This window comes from Janthinobacterium sp. 13, from assembly GCF_002749695.1.
GTDB lineage: Bacteria > Pseudomonadota > Gammaproteobacteria > Burkholderiales > Burkholderiaceae_D > Janthinobacterium > Janthinobacterium kumbetense.
Window position 1 is genome coordinate 3,097,938 of the sequence record NZ_PEEQ01000001.1, and the last position, 17,809, is coordinate 3,115,746.

Annotated in this window: 18 protein-coding genes; 9 read left to right on the plus strand and 9 right to left on the minus strand. The window is 65.4% G+C overall.

What is annotated here, in order from left to right; all coding sequences use genetic code 11:
• Positions 1 to 40: 40 nt before the first annotated feature.
• Positions 41 to 472, minus strand: coding sequence for an inner membrane protein YiaA (yiaA, locus tag CLU94_RS13665; protein WP_099666010.1), 432 nt, complete (start codon positions 470 to 472; stop codon positions 41 to 43).
• Between the two features lie 84 nt (positions 473 to 556).
• Positions 557 to 1,504, minus strand: coding sequence for a DUF808 domain-containing protein (locus CLU94_RS13670; protein ID WP_099666011.1), 948 nt, complete (start codon positions 1,502 to 1,504; stop codon positions 557 to 559).
• Positions 1,505 to 1,695: 191 nt separating this feature from the next.
• On the opposite strand from CLU94_RS13670, the gene CLU94_RS13675 reads away from it, so the two are divergent.
• From CLU94_RS13675 to CLU94_RS13685, 3 genes are all read left to right on the plus strand, one after another.
• A complete protein-coding gene (locus CLU94_RS13675; protein WP_099666012.1) occupies positions 1,696 to 2,337 on the plus strand; it encodes a LysE family transporter in 642 nt (213 codons plus the stop codon).
• Positions 2,338 to 2,449: 112 nt separating this feature from the next.
• Positions 2,450 to 4,273 (plus strand): DUF6600 domain-containing protein, encoded by a 1,824-nt coding sequence (locus tag CLU94_RS13680; protein ID WP_099666013.1) that lies wholly within the window; start codon positions 2,450 to 2,452, stop codon positions 4,271 to 4,273.
• A gap of 350 nt (positions 4,274 to 4,623) precedes the next feature.
• Positions 4,624 to 4,920: a DUF493 family protein gene (locus CLU94_RS13685; RefSeq protein WP_070257888.1), complete on the plus strand. Its 297-nt coding sequence runs from the start codon at positions 4,624 to 4,626 to the stop codon at positions 4,918 to 4,920.
• Here the strand turns inward: CLU94_RS13685 and CLU94_RS13690 are convergent.
• Positions 4,913 to 6,112, minus strand: coding sequence for a multidrug effflux MFS transporter (locus CLU94_RS13690; protein ID WP_099666014.1), 1,200 nt, complete (start codon positions 6,110 to 6,112; stop codon positions 4,913 to 4,915). The two genes, CLU94_RS13685 and CLU94_RS13690, sit on opposite strands and share 8 nt — an antisense overlap.
• A gap of 125 nt (positions 6,113 to 6,237) precedes the next feature.
• On the opposite strand from CLU94_RS13690, the gene pdxR reads away from it, so the two are divergent.
• The 4 genes from pdxR to CLU94_RS13710 all read left to right on the plus strand — a co-directional run bounded on the left by pdxR (position 6,238) and on the right by CLU94_RS13710 (position 10,344).
• A complete protein-coding gene (gene pdxR / locus CLU94_RS13695; protein ID WP_099666015.1) occupies positions 6,238 to 7,710 on the plus strand; it encodes a MocR-like pyridoxine biosynthesis transcription factor PdxR in 1,473 nt (490 codons plus the stop codon).
• A gap of 75 nt (positions 7,711 to 7,785) precedes the next feature.
• Positions 7,786 to 8,490, plus strand: coding sequence for a lipoyl(octanoyl) transferase LipB (lipB, locus tag CLU94_RS13700; protein ID WP_099666016.1), 705 nt, complete (start codon positions 7,786 to 7,788; stop codon positions 8,488 to 8,490).
• 37 nt (positions 8,491 to 8,527) lie between these two features.
• Positions 8,528 to 9,538 (plus strand): lipoyl synthase, encoded by a 1,011-nt coding sequence (gene lipA, locus CLU94_RS13705; RefSeq protein ID WP_077398299.1) that lies wholly within the window; start codon positions 8,528 to 8,530, stop codon positions 9,536 to 9,538.
• 143 nt (positions 9,539 to 9,681) lie between these two features.
• Positions 9,682 to 10,344 carry a uracil-DNA glycosylase gene (locus CLU94_RS13710; RefSeq protein ID WP_099666017.1) on the plus strand — a complete coding sequence of 221 codons (663 nt, stop codon included), beginning with the start codon at positions 9,682 to 9,684 and terminating at the stop codon, positions 10,342 to 10,344.
• Positions 10,345 to 10,412: 68 nt separating this feature from the next.
• Here CLU94_RS13710 and CLU94_RS13715 read toward each other — a convergent pair whose 3' ends face one another.
• The 4 genes from CLU94_RS13715 to CLU94_RS13730 form a co-directional block, all read right to left on the minus strand.
• Entirely contained in the window at positions 10,413 to 12,584 is a 2,172-nt protein-coding gene (locus tag CLU94_RS13715; protein WP_099666018.1) for a TonB-dependent receptor, read from the minus strand.
• 92 nt (positions 12,585 to 12,676) lie between these two features.
• Complete coding sequence (locus tag CLU94_RS13720; protein WP_143451406.1) at positions 12,677 to 13,021, minus strand: hypothetical protein; 345 nt, start codon at positions 13,019 to 13,021, stop codon at positions 12,677 to 12,679.
• A gap of 67 nt (positions 13,022 to 13,088) precedes the next feature.
• Positions 13,089 to 13,910, minus strand: coding sequence for a helix-turn-helix transcriptional regulator (locus CLU94_RS13725; RefSeq protein WP_218965292.1), 822 nt, complete (start codon positions 13,908 to 13,910; stop codon positions 13,089 to 13,091).
• Positions 13,900 to 14,445, minus strand: a complete 546-nt coding sequence (locus CLU94_RS13730) for a YbhB/YbcL family Raf kinase inhibitor-like protein (RefSeq protein WP_099666021.1) — start codon at positions 14,443 to 14,445, stop codon at positions 13,900 to 13,902. The genes CLU94_RS13725 and CLU94_RS13730 overlap by 11 nt, the downstream gene beginning before the upstream one ends.
• Positions 14,446 to 14,665: 220 nt before the next feature.
• On the opposite strand from CLU94_RS13730, the gene CLU94_RS13735 reads away from it, so the two are divergent.
• Both CLU94_RS13735 and CLU94_RS13740 read left to right on the plus strand, forming a co-directional pair.
• Positions 14,666 to 15,823, plus strand: coding sequence for a PepSY-associated TM helix domain-containing protein (locus CLU94_RS13735; RefSeq protein ID WP_099666022.1), 1,158 nt, complete (start codon positions 14,666 to 14,668; stop codon positions 15,821 to 15,823).
• 90 nt (positions 15,824 to 15,913) lie between these two features.
• Positions 15,914 to 16,336, plus strand: a complete 423-nt coding sequence (locus tag CLU94_RS13740) for a PaaI family thioesterase (protein ID WP_076564607.1) — start codon at positions 15,914 to 15,916, stop codon at positions 16,334 to 16,336.
• Between the two features lie 2 nt (positions 16,337 to 16,338).
• On the opposite strand, the gene CLU94_RS13745 is transcribed toward CLU94_RS13740, so the two are convergent.
• On the minus strand, positions 16,339 to 17,034 hold the full coding sequence (locus tag CLU94_RS13745; RefSeq protein ID WP_099666023.1) for an anti-sigma factor: 696 nt from the start codon (positions 17,032 to 17,034) through the stop codon (positions 16,339 to 16,341).
• Complete coding sequence (locus CLU94_RS13750; RefSeq protein ID WP_077398290.1) at positions 17,031 to 17,621, minus strand: sigma-70 family RNA polymerase sigma factor; 591 nt, start codon at positions 17,619 to 17,621, stop codon at positions 17,031 to 17,033. The genes CLU94_RS13745 and CLU94_RS13750 overlap by 4 nt, the downstream gene beginning before the upstream one ends.
• Positions 17,622 to 17,809 lie beyond the last annotated feature (188 nt).

Sequence of the window (17,809 nt, forward strand, 5' to 3'; positions counted from 1 at the left end):
TCTCCCGACATGGATACAGGAATAGACGCGCCGCTGGTGTTTAAGTTCCCGGCAGCTCGGCGGGTGTGCTGGCCGAGGCGCGCGCCACGTCGCGCACATTCTTTTGCACGGCCACGGCAGCAAACAGGCTGAGCAGGAACGCCATGGCATAAAACCCTTTTTCGCTGTTTTGCAGGGTGGCGTTCCACAGGCCCACGGTCAATAACAGCAAGGCCAGCAGGACGGAAATCCAGCACAGGCCATAGTAAATCCCCGTCACGGCGATGCCCTCGCTGCGGTCGCGCACGGATTTCTGCAGCGAGATGGCGGCGAACAGGCCATACATGAGGATGGTGAAGTAATAGCCCTTCTCGTTGAGGGCCATCGTGGCGTTCCACAGGCCGGACAGATAGGTGATGATGCCGATCAGCAATGCCGCCCAGGAGGCGCCGATAAAGGCGCTGCTGGGGCGTGGGGCGGGGGAAGCATGCATAGGGTCTCCATGGGCAGCGGGCGCCGCCGGCATGGCCGGGGCGGCAGGCACGGATGCGCCTGCCGCTCCATCAGACCAGAAAGCTTATTTGCTTGGCTTGATCATGCGCAACAAAGCCGACACGGCCGTGACGCCGGCCAGCACCAGGCCGCCGGCGATGAGGCCGGCCACCGCGTTGATCAGGCTGGGCGTGACGGCCGCCAGCACGGGGCCGATGCCGGCCACGCCGCCGACGGCTTCCTCGACGTGGTGCAGCATGCCGCTGGCCCACGGCCAGCCGTGCGTCAGGATGCCGCCGCCGACCATGAACATGGCCAGGGTGCCCACCACGGAGAGAAACTTCATCAGTTTCGGCGCCGTCGACACGAGCATGCGGCCAAAGCCGCGCACGCCGTCCATCAGCGCGCCCGCGCCCTTGCGCGCCGCCAGGTAAAAGCCGGCGTCGTCGAGCTTGACGATGCCGGCCACCAGGCCGTACACGCCCACCGTCATGATGAGGGCGATGCCGACGACGACGGCCACCTGTTCGGCGAAAGTGGCCGCGGCCACCGTGCCCAGCGCGATGACGATGATTTCCGCCGACAAAATGAAATCGGTGCGGATGGCGCCCTTGATCTTGTCCTTTTCCAGCGCCACCAGATCGACCTGCGGGTCGCGCAGCGCCTGCGCCAGCTCGGCCTTGTGGCTGTCGTCCGGGTGCAGGTATTTGTGCGCGATCTTTTCGAAGCCCTCGAAGCATAGGTAGGCGCCGCCCACCATCAGCAGCGGCGTGATGGCCCATGGGGCAAACGCGCTGATGGCCAGCGCGGCGGGCACGAGGATGGCCTTGTTCTTCAGCGAACCGACAGCGACGGCCCACACGACGGGCAGTTCGCGCTCGGCGCGCACGCCGGCCACTTGCTGCGCGTTCAGGGCCAGGTCGTCACCGAGCACGCCGGCCGTCTTCTTGGCGGCCACCTTGGTCATCAGGGAAACGTCGTCGAGGATGCTGGCGATGTCATCGAGCAGGGCCAGCAGGCTGGAGCCGGCCATCTCAGCGCGCTCCCACGGTGGTGGCAGGAAATTGTGGAGCGAGGAAAGTGTTGTTTTTCATGATGTTATTCTTGGTTGTACGGCAAGGAACGATGTGGCTAAGGCGTGACCGCGATCTTACCTCAGGCGGGGCCGGCAAGGCCGCACGGGCCGGGTTAAAATTGCCTCTCATCACCATTTTTGGAAACCGCATGCCCTTTGCCACCTGGATCACCTTTGTCATCGCCGCTTCCATCATCGCCGTCTCGCCCGGCTCGGGCGCCGTGCTGTCGATGTCGCACGGCCTGTCCTACGGGGTGAAAAAGGCCAGCGCCACGATTCTCGGCTTGCAGCTGGGCCTGCTGGTGGTGCTGGGCATCGCGGGCGCCGGCGTCGGTTCCCTGCTGCTGGCGTCGGAAGTGGCGTTCAATATCGTCAAGACGGTGGGCGCCTTGTACCTGATCTACCTGGGCCTGTCGCAGTGGCGCGCCAAGGTGGCCGTGACGGGCGACCTGCATGCGGACGCCGTGGTGCCGTCCATGCGCCGGCGCGTGTTGACGGGTTTCCTGACGAATGTGACGAATCCGAAGGGCATCATCTTCATGGTGGCGGTGTTGCCGCAATTCATCAGCCCCACGTCTCCGCTGCTGCCGCAATTGCTGATCCTGGCCGTCACCATGTGCACGATCGACCAGATCGTCATGCACAGCTATGCCTTTTTAGCGTCCTCGATGCAGCGCTTCTTCCGCGACGCGCGCGCCGTGAAAAAGCAGAACCGCTTCTTTGGCGGCTTGCTGATGGCCGTCGGCGCCGCCCTGTTCTTCGTCAAGCGGGGCGGCCAGACGGCATCCTGAGCCAGATCAAGATGCAAACATTTGTAAGCCCGCTTGCGATGCCCGCCCGATAGGACTGTAATCGGGGTGTTGTCTACCTTTCATCTCTGTCCGTCCTGCCTGGAGCGCTGCCATGCGTCCGACCCTGTCTTCCCCCTTCTTGAACACCGTGTGCGCCGTGCTGCTGTCGTCGGCGTGCTCCCTGGCCCTGGCGCAGGACCCGCCCGCCCGCGTGGCGCGCATTTCCACCGTCGAAGGGCAGGTGCTGGTGCGCGCCGGCGAGGGCGAGGCGCAACATGCCCTGCTGAACTGGCCCGTCACGACGGATAACCGCTTGACTACCCTGCGCGGCGCGCTGGCGGAATTGCGCGTGGGTGCGGCCGCCGTGCGCCTCGATGGCGATTCCGAGCTGGAAGTGAGCGAGCTCGATGACGACAGTTTCAAATTGCACCTCGGCTATGGCACGGTCAGCGTGCGCGTGCGCAATCCCGACGCGCTGCGCGGCTTCGAGCTGACCACGGCCCAGGCCCGCGTGATCCTGACCCAGCCGGGCTGGGTGCGCATCGAGGCGGGGCGCCAGCCCGGCACCAGCGTCGTCAGCGTGCTCGAAGGCGCGGCCGACGTGGATGGCGCGACGGGCAGCGTCACCTTGCGTGCAGGCAAGCGCGCCGAATTGACGGACGAAGAATTGCGCACGGGCGCCTTGCAGAGAATCGCCTTCGACAACTGGCCCGAAGCCTTGCCCGCCGCCGCGCCGGCCTTGCGCTATGTCACGGACGATACGACCGGCTATGAAGAGCTGGACCGCTATGGCGCCTGGCAGGACAACGCGGAATACGGCCCCCTGTGGCTGCCCAGCACGGTACCGGCCGGCTGGGCGCCGTACAGCGACGGGCGCTGGACGTGGATCGCGCCGTGGGGCTGGACCTGGGTCGACAATGCGCCGTGGGGCTATGCGCCCTCGCATTACGGCCGCTGGGTGCTGCTGGGCCAGCGCTGGGGCTGGGCCCCGGGCCGCGAGCGCGGCCGCGTGCCCTGGGCGCCGGCCCTGGTGGGCTGGGTCGGCGGCAATCACGGGACTGGCCATGGCCAGCAGCCGGGCGTGGGCTGGTTTCCCCTGTCGCCGCACGAGCGCTACGTGCCTGGCTACCGCAGCAGTGCCGAGTATGAACGCCGCCTCAACCGCGTCGCCGACGGGCGCCGTTCCGTGATGGGCGAGCGTGAACGCCGTGAAGGCATGACGATGCTGCCGGGCGAGCGTTTTGGCGGCGCGCGCACGGTGGACGTGCCGCGCCGCAACCGCACCATCATGCCGGCGCCCGTGCTGCAAAGCATGCCCTTGAGCACGCCGCCTGCGCCGGCGGGCAACTGGCAGCGTCCCGTCGATGCGCCGCGCCAGCAAGATGGTTTCCGGCGCGACTGGGGCAACCGTCCTGGCCGCTTGCAGACGGACGATGGCCAGACACACCTGGCGCCGCGTCCCATGCAGCCGAACCGGCCGCCCGTGCCGGCGCAGCCGCCGCAGCCGCAACAGCCGCCGATACCGGCCCAGCCCGTGATGCCGGCGGCGCCTTCCTTGCCGCCCGTGCAAGACCCGCTGGCGCACCCCGGCTGGCGTGGCGAACAGCGATCCCGCGCCGAGCGGCCGCAGCCGCGCCCCGCCATCGAGCGTCCTGCCGAGGTGCCGCGCCCGGACGGCAACCGCTGGGAGCGTGGCGGCCGCCGCGAAGTGCTGCAGACGGCGCCGCCGCCTGCCATGCCTGCGCCACCACCCGTGGCCCAGCCGCGGCCCGCGCCGCCGCCGATGCCGGCTCCTGTGGCGCGTCCGGCACAGGAGGCGCGCGGGGGCGAACGCAGCGGGCCGCCACGCGAACGGAGCAATGACCGGAATATTGACCGGGGCAATGAGCGCGGCGGCCCCGGCCGTAATGGCCGGATGCAGGAAACGGAGCGTTGACCGGGCCGCTGGCGCTGGCTGCCTGTCCGTCCGGTCATGGATTATCGACGTTCAAGCCGCCAAACCGACAGTTCGTCACATTTCAGCGGTCAAGCCGCGGTGTTTTGTCTACAGTGGAGTCATTGCAGCACAGCGCAATGCCTGCGGGGCTGACAGCACCGATTTTCCGGCTATTTTGTCCAAACGAAATAGTTTTCGCCAGCTTACAAAGCTGGCTTTTTTTTTCCGCGCCCCTGGCGCCATGGCGGCGGGCGCAGGCGCCGCCAAAGTTGGCTACAATACGCCTTTCTGCAGCCGCCGCGCGCCATGCGCCGCGCCGTCTGTTCTGACCGGCACTGATTGGATTTCCCATGCAAACGACCCCACCCACCGAAGTGACGATTCCTCCCAGCGAATCGCTGATCGAATACCCGAGCGACTTTCCCATCAAGATCATGGGCCCGACGCACGTCGATTTCGCGCCGACCATGCTGGAACTGGTGATCAGCCACGATCCGACCTTCCACGCAGGCCGCATGGAAGAGCGCCCATCGGGCAAGGGCAATTACACGGGCCTGACCGTCACCGTGCGCGCCATCAGCCGCGAGCAGCTCGATGCCCTGTACATGGCGCTGTCGGGCCACCCGATGGTCAAGATCGTCATGTAAGGCTGGCTGCCGCCACGCTGGCCCGGCTCTTCGTGAGCAGCCAGACGGCGGCAAAGGACGCGCTGGCCGCCGCCGTCACCCACAGCAGCGGTTGTGCGCTGCCGTCCGTGATGGCGGCGATGACGGCGCCGCAGGCGGCCGTGATGAGCATTTGCACGAAGAAGAACAGGCCCGAGGCGCTGCCCGCCTGGTCGCCGTACGGCTGCAGCACGGCCAGCTGGCAGGCGGGGATGGCCATGCCCACCGACACCATCACCAGCAGCATGGGCGCCACCAGCGACGCCACGTGCCGCGGCGCCAAAGTCCCCGCCAGCAACAAGCTGGCCGCGCCCGCCACATTGATCAGCACCGCCACGCCCAGCAGGTAATCGGCGCCCAGGCGGGGTCCCAGCGCGCGAAACAGGCTCGATCCCGCGATATAGCCGCTGACCGTCAGCGCGAACACCAGCGCATATGCGTGCGGCGACAGGTGCATGCCCCTTTGCAACAGCACGGACGATTCCGCGATGAAGGGGAAATACGTGCAATATACACAAGCGATGGCCAGCGCATAGCGCAGGAAATACGCGTCGCCCAGCAGGCGGCGGTACAGCGCCAGGGTATTGCCCTGTGGCACGGCGCTGGCCGGCTTGGTTTCCGGCACATACGCAGCGATCAGCCCCAGCGACAGCGCGCCCAGCGCACACAGCACGCCAAACACGGCGCGCCAGCCGAACGCCGCGTCGAGCACGCTGCCGGCCAGCGGCGCCACGATCGGCGACAAACCCATCGCCATCGATATTTTGCCCAGCATGCGCGCCTGCGTGGCGGGATCGAAGCGGTCGCGCACCATCACCCGGCCGATGATGGTGCCGCTGCAACCGCCGAACGCCTGCAGCACGCGCGCGGCGATCAGCACGTGCACGTCGGAAGTCACGGTGCAGACGATGCTGGCGAGCACAAAAATGCCCGTGCCGGCCAGCAGCACGGGGCGGCGTCCGTAGCGGTCGGCCAGCGGCCCGCACGCGAGCATCGAAGCGGCCGAGCCGGCCATGAACAGGCTCAGGGTCAGTTGCAGCTGCGCATCGCTGGCGTGCAGGGCATCGGCCATGGCCGGCAGCGAAGGCAGATAGATGTCGATGCTGATGCGCGACAGGCAGACCAGCAGCAGCACGATGCCGCCCCAGGCCCATAAAGCGAGTTGTTTCTGCATTGTTTTACACGATCCAGGCAAGCGTGCGCCCCGCTGGCGCACCGGAACGGTGAGAGTAGAATGTTTGTGGTGTAATGCGAAGTGCCAGTCATCAGAAAATTCATTGGACCACTTGGACGACTATTATGCCGCGAGGAAAATCACCGCACGCCCTGGACTTGCCTCGCCCCACCAGCTGGCTCGACAAGGCGGGCGTCAACAAGCAGGATGGCGCGTATGAAGCGCTGCGTTCGGCCATCCTGACGAAGATGTTGCCGGCGGGCAGCCGTTTGCCATCCAGCCGCACCCTGGCGGAACGGTGGGAGTTGTCGCGCGGCACCATCGAAACCGTGTTCGACCGCCTGCACGCGGAAGCGTACGTGACGCGCGTGCCCGGTTCCGGCACGCGCGTGTGCGCCGTCGTACCGGAGCGCTTCCTGATGGCGGGCCTGGGCGACGCCGTTCCCGCCCCGCTGGCCGTGGCGCCCGCGCCTGCCTCGGATACGGGCGTGCGCGACGGCTTGCCCTTCGTGGCGCGGCGCGCCGACGCCAGCCTGTTTCCCATGGCCGCCTGGTCCAAGTGCGCCACGCGGGCGCTGGCGGCCGCCACGCCGGAGCAGCTGTGCAGCGCCGATCCCGCCGGCTTGCCCGAACTGCGCCAGCAGATCGCCGATTTCCTCGCCAAGTACCGCGGCGTGCGCTGCGACCCGCAAGACATCGTCGTCACCACGGGCATCCGCCACGCGATCGACTTGCTGGCGCGCAGCATCGTGCGCGAGGGCGACAAGGTGTGCCTGGAAGAACCGGGCTATCCGGCCGCGCGCGCCCTGTTCACCCTCGCGGGTGCCGTGCCGGTGGACATAGCCGTCGACGCCGAGGGCATCGATTGCGCCGCCCTGGCCGCGCACGCGGATGCCCGCCTCGCCTACGTGACGCCGGCGCACCAGTCGCCGCTGGGCGTGACCATGTCCGTCACGCGCCGCCTGGCCTTGCTGGAATGGGCGAACGACCACGGCGCGTGGGTGCTGGAAGACGATTACGACAGCGAATTCAATTACCAGAGCGCGCCGCTGGCAGCCTTGAAGGCGCTGGACCAGTACCAGCGCGTGATTTACTGTGGCAGTTTTAACAAGACCCTGTTTGCCGGCCTGCGCGTGGGCTTCATGGTGCTGCCGCCCGCCTTGCGGCCGCAGTTGCTGCGCACCCTGCAGTTGACGGGCAGGTCCGTGGGCGTGACGGAGCAGCTGGCGCTGTCCGCCTGGATGGAGGATGGCGCTTTCGTGCGCCATTTGCGCCAGGCGCGGCTGGCCTACAAGGAGCGGCGCGACCTGCTGCTGGCCTGCCTCGAGCAGATTGCCCCCGGGCGCTACGCCATTTCCGGCCAGCAAGCGGGTTTTCATTGCGTGCTGTGGTTGCCGCCGGGCAGCGACGAGCGGACGTTTTGCGCGCGCGCGGCGCACGAGGGCTTGGCGCTGCAGCCGCTCGGTGATTTTTGTCACAGCGCACAATTGGCGCCAGCCGTGCTGCTCGGCTACACGGCCTTGAATGGACCCCAGATACGCCATGCTGCACAAAAATTGGGCAGATTGCTGCTGTTGCCGGAGTCTGCCCCGGAATGAAACGGCGGCCTGGCTTATAATCACGGCTTCGCCGCAGCGTCCGCAGGGCGCCGGCAGCTGATTACAGAATCCGTCATGACCACCACCCGAACCGAAACGGCGCTGATCCGCGAGCTGGGCCGCGTCGATTACGAGCCGACCTTTGCCGCCATGCGCGCCTTTACCGACGCGCGCACGACGGACACGCGCGACGAACTGTGGGTCGTCGAGCATCCGCCCGTATTCACCCTGGGCCTGGCGGCCGACCGCGGCCACCTCCTGGCCGGCGCGGAAAATGTGCCCGTGGTGCAGACGGACCGTGGCGGCGAAGTGACGTTCCACGGCCCCGGCCAGGTGGTGATTTACCTGCTGATGGACTTGCGCCGCAACAAGCCGGGCGGCAAGCTGTATGCGCGCCAGTTCGTGCATAAAATCGAGCAAGCCATCATCAACGTGCTGGCGGCGTATAATCTCGCTGGCGAGCGCATCGATGGCGCGCCTGGCATCTATATTGCCGGCGGGCCAGACAAGGGTGCGAAGATCGCCGCGCTGGGCTTGAAAGTGCGCGGCAACGGCTGCACCTACCATGGCGTGTCGCTCAACGTGGCGATGGACCTGGCGCCGTTTTCCTGGATTAACCCTTGCGGCTATTCCGGCCTGAAGACGGTGGACATGCGCAGCATGGGCGTGTTGGCGCCGCTGGCCGACGTGCAGCGGGCCCTGGCCCACGAATTGACCGTATTACTCGATGTAAGCGAAGTAAACAGCGCCGCAGGCGCGCCTCAGGCAGCGGATGCCTGAGCAAACAAACCAACATGCCCCTCAAGGGCTTGCAGCCATGACTTCTGAGACCATTTCCAGCACCGCCCCCGCCGCTCCCGCCGCCTACAACCCGAGCGAAAAGCAAAAAGGCGCCAGCAAGACTTCGCGCATCCCGATCAAGATCATTCCGATCGAGCAAGTCGAGCGCCTGAAAAAGCCGGACTGGATCCGCGTCAAGGCCGCTTCGGCATCGACCCGCTTCTATGAAATCAAGGACATCCTGCGCGAAAACAAACTCGTGACGGTGTGCGAGGAAGCCAGCTGCCCGAACATCGGCGAATGCTTCGGCAAGGGCACGGCCACCTTCATGATCATGGGCGACAAGTGCACGCGCCGCTGCCCGTTCTGCGACGTCGGCCATGGCCGCCCGGACCCGCTGGACAAGGAAGAGCCGGCCAACCTGTCGAAAACCATCGCCAAGCTGCGCCTGAACTACGTCGTCATCACCTCCGTCGACCGCGATGACTTGCGCGACGGCGGCGCCGGCCATTTCGTCGAGTGCATCCAGCAAACGCGCGCCCTGTCGCCGAACACCCGCATCGAAGTGCTGGTGCCCGACTTCCGCGGCCGCCTGGAAAAAGCCCTGAACCTGTTCAAGGATGGCTTGCCTGACGTCATGAACCACAACCTGGAAACGGCGCCGCGCCTGTACAAGGAGGCCCGTCCCGGTTCCGACTACATGCACTCGCTGAAGCTGCTGAAAGACTTCAAGGCCATGTACCCGGACGTGAAGACCAAGTCCGGCATCATGGTGGGCCTGGGCGAGACGGACGAGGAAATCCTGCAAGTCATGCGCGACATGCGCGAGCACGACATCGACATGCTGACCATCGGCCAATACCTGGCCCCATCGAACAGCCACTTGCCCGTACGCCGCTACGTGCACCCGGACGTGTTCAAAATGTTCGAGGAAGAAGCGTACAAGATGGGCTTCACCCACGCCGCCGTGGGCGCCATGGTGCGCAGCTCGTACCATGCGGATGAACAGGCGCACAGCGCCGGCGTGGAATCGGCGCTGAATTTCTAAGCCCTTTGTGCTGTATCAAGCCGCCCGCTGCAGAGCCGGGCGGCTTTTTTTTGCCTGTGCGTATCGTATGCGCCTCATCGGCCGAGCGTCCTATACTGGCATGCTGAAAAGGTATTGTTGGCAAATGAGCTATGAGGTGGCGCATGGACGTACGCATCGACGCATCGTGGAAGGCGCGGCTGGAGGCTGATTTCGCCGAACCTTACTGGGAACGCCTGGCCGCCTTCGTGAAGGCGGAATATGCGGCGGGTCCGTGCTGTCCACCCGGCAAATATATCTTCCGGGCCTTCGACCTGACGCCGTTCGAGCAGGTGAAGGTCGTGATCCTGGGGCAAGACCCGTATCACACGCCGGGCGCGGCCATGGGACTGTGCTTTTCCATCCCCGACGGCACGCCGCCGCAGCCCAGCCTGCAGAATATCTTCAAGGAATTACAGAGCGACGCAGGCGTCGTGCGCACCCGCACGGATTTGTCCGACTGGGCGCAGCAAGGGGTATTTTTGCTCAACAGCGTGCTGACGGTGCGCGCGGGGGCGGCCGGTACGCATGCGGGCAAGGGGTGGGAGAAATTGACGGACAGCGCCATCCGCCACCTGTCCGCCGAGCGCGAACACCTGGTTTTTATCCTGTGGGGCGGCCATGCGCAAGCCAAGCGGTCCCTGATCGACCCCGGCAAGCACCTGGTGCTGACGGCGCCCCATCCATCTCCCTTGTCGGCGAATAAAGGTTTCTTTGGCAGCAAGCCGTTCAGCCTGGCGAATGCGTATTTGCAGGCGCACGGCCAGGCGGCCATCGCCTGGGGATAAGGCATGACACGGTACGGCAACCGACAGCGGCAGGCGTTGCTCCCTGCCGCTGTCTTCGCGCGTAACTCTTAAAAACTCGTCGATAAACCCGCATAGATGCTGCGGCGGGCGCCGTACTGCGGCGCTCCCACGCCCACGCCGGAACCGTCGCGCAGCAGGTAGGACTTGTCGAACAGGTTGATCAGGGCCAAACGGCCTTCCACCTTGCCGACCGGCGTATTTTTCCACGTGTGCGTGAGCGCCGTGTTGACGGTGAAGTAACTCGGCAAATGGCCGGAATTCGGCGCGCCGCCATCCGGTGTCATGCGCAGGCCGCTGCCGTAGAGGAAGTCAGCGCTCACTTGCGAATCGCCGAAGTGATAATGGCCGCCACCGGACAGCGTGTATTTCTGGTCATGATCGAGATAGACATAGTGGCGGCTGATGTAGTTCAACTCATCGGCGCCAAACAGGGCCTGGCCCGAATTGATGTTGCGGCCCTGCGCCTTTTGCGTGCTGGCGTTGAGGAACAGGCCCCAGTTTTTCTCGCTGTAGATGGCCGATAATTCCAGGCCCTTGGCGTAGCCGTCCGCATAGTTGAACGGCGTCAAGATCAATGCCTGGCCGAACTGGCCTTCGTCCAGCAGGTTGCTGATCTTTTTATAGTACACATCGGCCGTCACGGTCAGCTTCGGACTCACCTGGTGGCTGATGCCCACGTCGTAGTAATGCGTGCGCTCGGCCTTGACGTTGTCCGACTGGCCGATTTCCGGCGCATTCGTCGTGTTCGCATACAGGTCGATGCTGCCTTGCGCCGCCAGTTCCTGCGGCGGCGGCGTGAAGTAGCGCGAATAGCCCGCGTGCAGGGCCGTGCCCGGCGCCAGCTGGTACGCCAGGTTCACGCGCGGACTCCATTGCTGCTCGCTCGTGTAGGCCGAGACCTTGTCGAAACGGGCGCCATAGTTCAGGGTCAAGGGCTTGCTGATATGCCATTCATCCTGCAGGTAGAAACTGGCCAGGGTGCCCGTCTTGCCGCTGTTGTCGACGATGGAAACCGGCGTGGTGGCGCTTTGCGCACCGTCCAGCGCTGGGAAGACGGCCACCGTGTTGTCGCTCGTCGTCTTCTGGCGCGTGTAGGCCAGGCCGGCGCGCACGGTATGGTCCTGGTGCAACTTGTAGCTGATATCGAACTGGGCGCCCGAGGCGCTGTTCGCGCGGCGCGAATCCGACGCCACGCCGTTGTAGATCAGGTCGCCGATGGCATCGGGCGTGAAGTGCAGCTCCGAATACTGGTGGAAGGCGGAGACCTGGTAATTGACGTCGCCCAGGCTCTTTTGCAGCGACAGCACGAGGAAGCGGTTCACTTCGCGCTGGTTTTCATCCAGTTGCGACGACGGCAAGGTGGACGTGCCCGCCTGCGCATCGCTGTGACCGGCCAGCGAGAAGCCCGGCGCCTGGTCCGGATTGTTCGGGATCTGGAAGCGGCCGTTGTAGGTGCCGAACATGGCGCCCAGGCGCGTGTTGTCATCGAGGAAATACGACAGGCTGCCGAACGATTTGTTCTGGCGCGTCTTGTCGTGCAGGGCGCTGCGCGTATCCTGCGGGTTTTCCACGCCCAGGGAATTGCCCAGGTAGCTGCCGGACAGGTAGTAATTGAACTTGCCCACGCTGCCGAAAAATTCCGCACTCGGCTCCACGTGGTCGTGGCTGCCGACCATGATGCCGATGCGCCCGCCCGGCGTCATGCCGCCCTCCTTCGTTTCGATGTCGACGATGCCGGCCGTGCGCAGGCCGAACTGGGCCGGCAAGGCGCCCGTCATGAAATCCGTCTTGTCGATCAGGCGCGTGTCGATCGACTGGCCAAAGCCGCTGATGCTTTCCGGCAATTGCACGCCATTGATGCGGTATTGCACGTTGGCATGGTCGTCGCGCACGTGCAAGGCGCCGGAACCCTTCGAATCCTGCGATACGCCCGGCAGGCGCAGCAGCACTTCATTGAACGGCGTGTTGTCGCCCTGGCCCAGCATGTCGACCATGTGGCTGTCGATGCTGTAGATGGTGGTGCCGACTTTCGGCGACAGCTCGATGCGTGCGCTTTTCAAATGGGCGGACGTGACTTCCACTTTTTGCATCTCTTGCGGCGCAGCATCGGCGCCGGATGCTGCCGGGCTGGCATCCGCGGGCTCGGCGGCATGGGCGGAAAAGCTGAACAGGCTGGCAAGGGCGAGCGACAGCGCGCTCAGGCGTGGTGTGTGTTGCATGGTGAACCTCGAAAATAGTCTACGCCAGGCGGCCCGGCGCGCATGAGGACGCGGCGGTGCAGCCTGAAAAAAGGATAAAAACAGCGTGGGAACTACAACGAGGCGGCAGGCGGGCCGCGCACGGGCGGCAAGATGAGGGCGGCGGCGGGCGCCAGGGTGGCGGGAGCGATGGCCAGCAAGCGGTACGGCAATAACTGGGCGGGCGGCTCGGTGATGGCCGGCGGCACGGCGATATCGGCCACCTTGTCGATGACGGTGGCGCAAAGCGCGCACTCTTCCGCGTCGAGGCTGGTCTTGTGCAGGTGCGACGCGGCCGTCGACAGCAGGAACACGAGGGCCAGCGTACTGAACAGCGCCACGCACAGCCGCCACGGCGTGCGCGCGAGGGCGGCGGCACCGTGATGAGCAAGCTTGCGGGTGGGCTGGCGGGAAGACATGGGCGCATAGTAGCAAGAAAATCGCCGCCTTGTCAGCGCTTGTTGCGTGATTTGCGCTGGATGAACTTTACAGGGTGGCGCGCAAGTCGCGCGGCGACAGACCGTAATGCTGGCGAAAACGGGCCGCGAAGCGCGAGGGCGAGGCGTAGCCGCAGGCAGCGGCGATGTCGCCAATGGGTAAGATGCCAGATTGCAATTCTTGCAAGGCCAGGCCCAGGCGCACGTCTTCCAGGATGGCGCGGAAGTGACGTTGTTCCAGGGCTAGCTGGCGGCGCAGCGTGGACGCGCCCAGGTGCAGCTGGCTGGCGACCTTGGCCACGCTCCAGTCGGCGGCCGGGTCCAGCAGCAGCACTTGCTGCACGCGCGCGGCCAGCGGGTCGCGGCGGTCCAGCAGCAAGGGGCCGCAGTGGCCGCCCAGGGCCAGGGCCAGCAGCAAGCCTTCGGCCTGGTGCGCCAGCAGCGCGGGCGGGCTACCGGCAGCCAGGCTGGCCATCAGCTGGTCCCAGGCCAGCGCCGCGTGGTCATCGAGCGGCACGCACAAGCTGGCCGTGGCCGCCTGGCGCAGCTGGCCATCGACGAGGCCGCCATGGCGCGCGCGGAAACGGGCGATCAGGGCTGGCGAAAAACTCAGCACTTCGGCCCGGTAGCCTTGCGTGCCTGGCAGGTTGGCCACGCCCAGTTCCTGGCCCGCCGGCATCAGCACCACGTCGTGCGTCCCGGCGCGCGCCTGGCGAGCGCCCCATTCCAGCAGTTTTACTCCCTGCCGCACGCGGCACAGGGCGCTCTGGAAGACGGGTACGCGGCGCAGGGTTTGCGCGCGGCGCGCCTCGATGGTGCCGTGGGCAATGCGCAGTTCGCTCAGGGCCACCGCTTCCATCTTATCTTCCATACAGTCCCGTCAGCTGTGCCTTGCCCAGCGCGTTGGCGTTGAGCATGTAGCCGAGCATGGCGCCGCTGGCCTGTTGATCCAGGGGCAGCTTGTCCACGCCCAAGGCCCAGACCGTGATCTGATAGCGGTGCGCCTTGTCGCCGGGTGGCGGGCAGGCACCGCCGTAGGCGCTGTCGCCGAAATCGTTGCGTCCTTGGATGGCGCCCGCTGGCAGGGTGCCGGCCGTGGCGCCGCCCGGCAAGGAAGTGGTGCCGGCGGGCAGATTGAATACGCTCCAGTGCCACCAGCCGCTGCCCGTGGGCGCGTCCGGGTCGTACAGGGTGACGGCGTAGCTTTTGGTGCCGGCCGGCGCGCCGTGCCACGACAGCTGCGGCGCCAGGTTGCCGCCCGTGCAGCCGAAGCCCTGGAACACTTGCGCGGGTGCCAGGGTCTGGCCAGGGGCGATGTCGGTGCTCGATACCGTGAAATCGGCCGCGTGGGCGCCCAGGTGCAGAGCGAGGCCCAAGGTGGCGGCGAAGAGGCGGGCAGTGGTCATGGTTTTCCTTTCGATGAAGTATAGGGGAAAGTGTATGCCTTGCAACATTCCTCCGCGATACCGATGCGCTCGCTGATGGTGCCGAAACGCTCGGTTTCCTCCAATTCGCGCGTTCTGATGAGCGTGTTGTATGGTTCTTCCCTTTCTTGCCGCACGTGATTTTCACTGCAGGGCTTTCATGCTATCGTTTCGCAGCCCAAAATTCCCAGAGTCCCCCTTCATGTCCAAGCGCCCGATCCCATGGCTGTTAGCCAAGCTGCACCTGTATGCGGGCCTGTGGTTCGGCGCCCTGTTCGTCCTGCTGGGCTTGACGGGGTCTGCCATCGCCTGGATGCCGGAACTCGATGCGTATCTGAATCCTAATTTGCTGCAGGCGAGCACGCCCGCGCCCGGCCAGGTGTTCCAGGTGACGCCGCGCACGCTGCAAGCGGTGGTGGACCAACTGACTGCCGACCCCGCCTACGGCCAGCCTTCGCAGCTCAATCCGCCCGCCGATGCGCGCGACGTGTACGTGGCGTCGTACCGCCAGGCCGGCAAGCCGTCGCCCTTCAGCCAGGCCATCGTGCGCCAGGTGATGGTCGACCCCTACACCCTGCAAGTCAAAGGCGAGCGCGACTGGGGCCGTTTCGGCCTCACGCGCCCGCTGTTGATGTCGGGCATGTTTCATTTGCACCGCTATCTGCTGTCGGGCGACGCGGGCAAGACGGTCACGGGGATTTCCGGCGTGATGCTGCTGCTGATGGCGCTCACCGGCATCTATCTGTGGTGGCCGCGCCTGCAGTGGACGGCGATCAAGCGCGCGCTGACGGTGTCGCATGGCGGTTCCTGGCCCCGTTTTCACTACACGTTTCATAAGGCGGCGGGCTTCTTTGCCGCGCCCGTGCTGGCTGTGCTCGCCTTTTCCGGCATCTATTTCAATTTGCCGCAATTGATCGTGCCGCTGGTGGAGCTGGTGTCGACGGTGCCGGATACGGCAAAATTGAAGAATGTGGCGCAGGACGGCGCCGTGCTCGATGCGGGCCAGGCCATGGCCGCCGCGCAGCTGCTGTATCCGCAGGCGCGCGTGTCGCGCATCGTGCTGCCGGCGAAAAAGGACCAGCCGTATGACGTGCGCGTGCGCCAGCCCGGCGAAATCGCCCACGGCGACGGCGCCACGCGCATCACCCTGGACGCGCGCAGCGGCTTGCCCTTGCGCATACGCGATCCCTTGCGGGCGCCGGCCGGCGACGTTTTCCTCGGCTGGCAATTCCCCCTGCATTCGGGCCAGGCGTTCGGCGTGGCCGGGCGCGCCTTCATTACCGTCTTCGGTTTGATGCCGCTGCTGTTCTTGCTGACGGGCAGTTTGGTGTGGTGGAAACGGCGGCGTGGCCGGAAATAGGCGGTTGCCAAACCGCTGCGGGGAAAGTTGCTATCATCATAGTATTTTCCGACAGATCCGCTGTCCGGATTCACCCGCACAAGGACCCGCATGAGCAATCCCGACATCACCGTAGCAATGTTGAATGAACGCGGCACCGGCCGCCTGCCCGGCCACCTGGGCATCGTCATCACGGCAGTGGGCGACGGCCAGCTGACGGCGGAATTGCCCGTGCTGCCGCACTTGCTGGCGCCGAATGGCTACCTGCATGCGGGCAGCGTGGTGACCCTGGCCGACACGGCTTCCGGCTATGGCTGCATCGTCAACCTGCCCGAAGGCGCGAGCAATTTCACGACCATCGAGTTGAAATCGAACCACCTGGGCACGGCCCGCGAAGGCACGCTCACCTGCACGGCGAAAGTCGAGCACAAGGGCCGCAACACGCAAGTGTGGGATGCCGTGGTGAAAAGCAAGGAAACGGGCAAGACGATTGCCCTGTTCCGCTGCACGCAGATGATTCTGTATCCTAAATAAGCTTAGATTTTCACCCAGTTACCCTTGTACAAGATTGGTCCCGTCGGTCCGTTCGGATCCGGCGAACCGCCTTTCGGCTCCAGGGTGACGGCCAGCAAGGCCACGTCGCTGCCGATGGCGCGCTGCGACAGGGCCAGTTTCACGTTGCCCTTGTCTGCCAGCAAGCCGAGCGAACGTGGGTTGCCGCTCTTCGGCACGGCCCACAGTTCCAGATCCTTATCACTCGGCACGGGCGCGTTGCCCACCATGCGCACCTCGAGCGCCCCATGGCGGCTGTCGGCCGTCAGCAGCAGGGCCGTTTGCGCTTTCTCGTCCGTCAGGCTGGCCACATAGCTGATCTGCGGCGCATCCATCACGCGCGTGGCCACGACGATCACCAGCAGCGCGGCGATGGCGCTCGACGCCATGCCCAGGCCACGCCAGAACGCCAGCGAATCGCGCAGCCAGGACTGGCCGCCCTGCGGACGCAGGTGCAGGCGCTGCTCGATCTGTTGCCACACGCGCTTGGGCGGCGCCACGGGCGTGGCAAATTCGGCCATCGGTTCCAGGCGCTGGCGCCATTCGGCCGTGATATTGCGCAAGTCGGCGTCGTTGTGCAGCCAGCCTTCGAAACGCCGCCGCGCGCCCCCTTTCAGGGTGCCCAGCACGTATTCGGACGCCAGTTTCTGGCGCAGCACGTCATTGCCGCGGATATTCATGATGCCTCCCGTTTCGCCAGGCACGTGCGCAGCCGTTCCAGGCTGCGCCGTATCCAGGTCTTCACGGTGCCGATCGGCAGCGACATCTGCTGCGCCACTTCGCTATGCGACAGGTCGTGATAGAACGCCAGGGCGACCACCTGCCGGTGCAGCCCTTCCAGGGCGGACATGCAAAACGCCAGCGCCTTGGCGTCACCGCTCAGCTGCAGTGACTCGATCGGCGTGGCCTGGGGGTCTCGGAGTGCATTCATGACTTCGCTATCAAACTGTTCGGCATCGATTTCCACGGTATCGTCGCTGCGCCGCAGCACATCGAACGCCTTGTTGCGCACGATGGTGGCCATCCAGGTCATCGGCGCCGCCAGATGGCTCTGGTAAGCGGCGGCGTTGTTCCAGATGGCGACGAACCCCTCTTGCAAGGCTTCTTCAGCGAGCTCTTGCTTATGCAATATACGCAGCGCGAAGCCAAACAGTTTCGATGAGGTGGAGTTATATAGCTGGCGGAACGCGGTGGCGTCCTTGTTGCCGGCGGCGAGCAGCCAGGTTTTCAGTTGCTGCGGGTCGAGCGATTGGGCGGCTGGGGACACGGCTGGCCTTCACAAGGTGAGTTGGATCACGCAAGGGAAGGTTATAACAGATTGGCAACACCTGGCAACAGGGTTTTGTGCGGTGTTCCCCTCGTCTTCAACGCCTCACAGAAGCGTAGCGAGCGGAAGTGAGTTGCGGCAGAGAAGCGGAACTGTGCTTGAGCACAGTGAGCATCGCAGGCTGCAAA

Excerpts from the sequence above, each read along its gene's own strand:
- yiaA (WP_099666010.1), bottom strand. The coding sequence starts at position 472 with ATGCATGCTTCCCCCGCCCCACGCCCCAGCAGCGCCTTTATCGGCGCC.
- CLU94_RS13670 (WP_099666011.1), bottom strand. The coding sequence starts at position 1,504 with ATGGCCGGCTCCAGCCTGCTGGCCCTGCTCGATGACATCGCCAGCATC.
- CLU94_RS13675 (WP_099666012.1), top strand. The coding sequence starts at position 1,696 with ATGCCCTTTGCCACCTGGATCACCTTTGTCATCGCCGCTTCCATCATC.
- CLU94_RS13680 (WP_099666013.1), top strand. The coding sequence starts at position 2,450 with ATGCGTCCGACCCTGTCTTCCCCCTTCTTGAACACCGTGTGCGCCGTG.
- CLU94_RS13685 (WP_070257888.1), top strand. The coding sequence starts at position 4,624 with ATGCAAACGACCCCACCCACCGAAGTGACGATTCCTCCCAGCGAATCG.
- CLU94_RS13690 (WP_099666014.1), bottom strand. The coding sequence starts at position 6,112 with ATGCAGAAACAACTCGCTTTATGGGCCTGGGGCGGCATCGTGCTGCTG.
- pdxR (WP_099666015.1), top strand. The coding sequence starts at position 6,238 with ATGCCGCGAGGAAAATCACCGCACGCCCTGGACTTGCCTCGCCCCACC.
- lipB (WP_099666016.1), top strand. The coding sequence starts at position 7,786 with ATGACCACCACCCGAACCGAAACGGCGCTGATCCGCGAGCTGGGCCGC.
- lipA (WP_077398299.1), top strand. The coding sequence starts at position 8,528 with ATGACTTCTGAGACCATTTCCAGCACCGCCCCCGCCGCTCCCGCCGCC.
- CLU94_RS13710 (WP_099666017.1), top strand. The coding sequence starts at position 9,682 with ATGGACGTACGCATCGACGCATCGTGGAAGGCGCGGCTGGAGGCTGAT.
- CLU94_RS13715 (WP_099666018.1), bottom strand. The coding sequence starts at position 12,584 with ATGCAACACACACCACGCCTGAGCGCGCTGTCGCTCGCCCTTGCCAGC.
- CLU94_RS13720 (WP_143451406.1), bottom strand. The coding sequence starts at position 13,021 with ATGTCTTCCCGCCAGCCCACCCGCAAGCTTGCTCATCACGGTGCCGCC.
- CLU94_RS13725 (WP_218965292.1), bottom strand. The coding sequence starts at position 13,910 with ATGGAAGATAAGATGGAAGCGGTGGCCCTGAGCGAACTGCGCATTGCC.
- CLU94_RS13730 (WP_099666021.1), bottom strand. The coding sequence starts at position 14,445 with ATGACCACTGCCCGCCTCTTCGCCGCCACCTTGGGCCTCGCTCTGCAC.
- CLU94_RS13735 (WP_099666022.1), top strand. The coding sequence starts at position 14,666 with ATGTCCAAGCGCCCGATCCCATGGCTGTTAGCCAAGCTGCACCTGTAT.
- CLU94_RS13740 (WP_076564607.1), top strand. The coding sequence starts at position 15,914 with ATGAGCAATCCCGACATCACCGTAGCAATGTTGAATGAACGCGGCACC.
- CLU94_RS13745 (WP_099666023.1), bottom strand. The coding sequence starts at position 17,034 with ATGAATATCCGCGGCAATGACGTGCTGCGCCAGAAACTGGCGTCCGAA.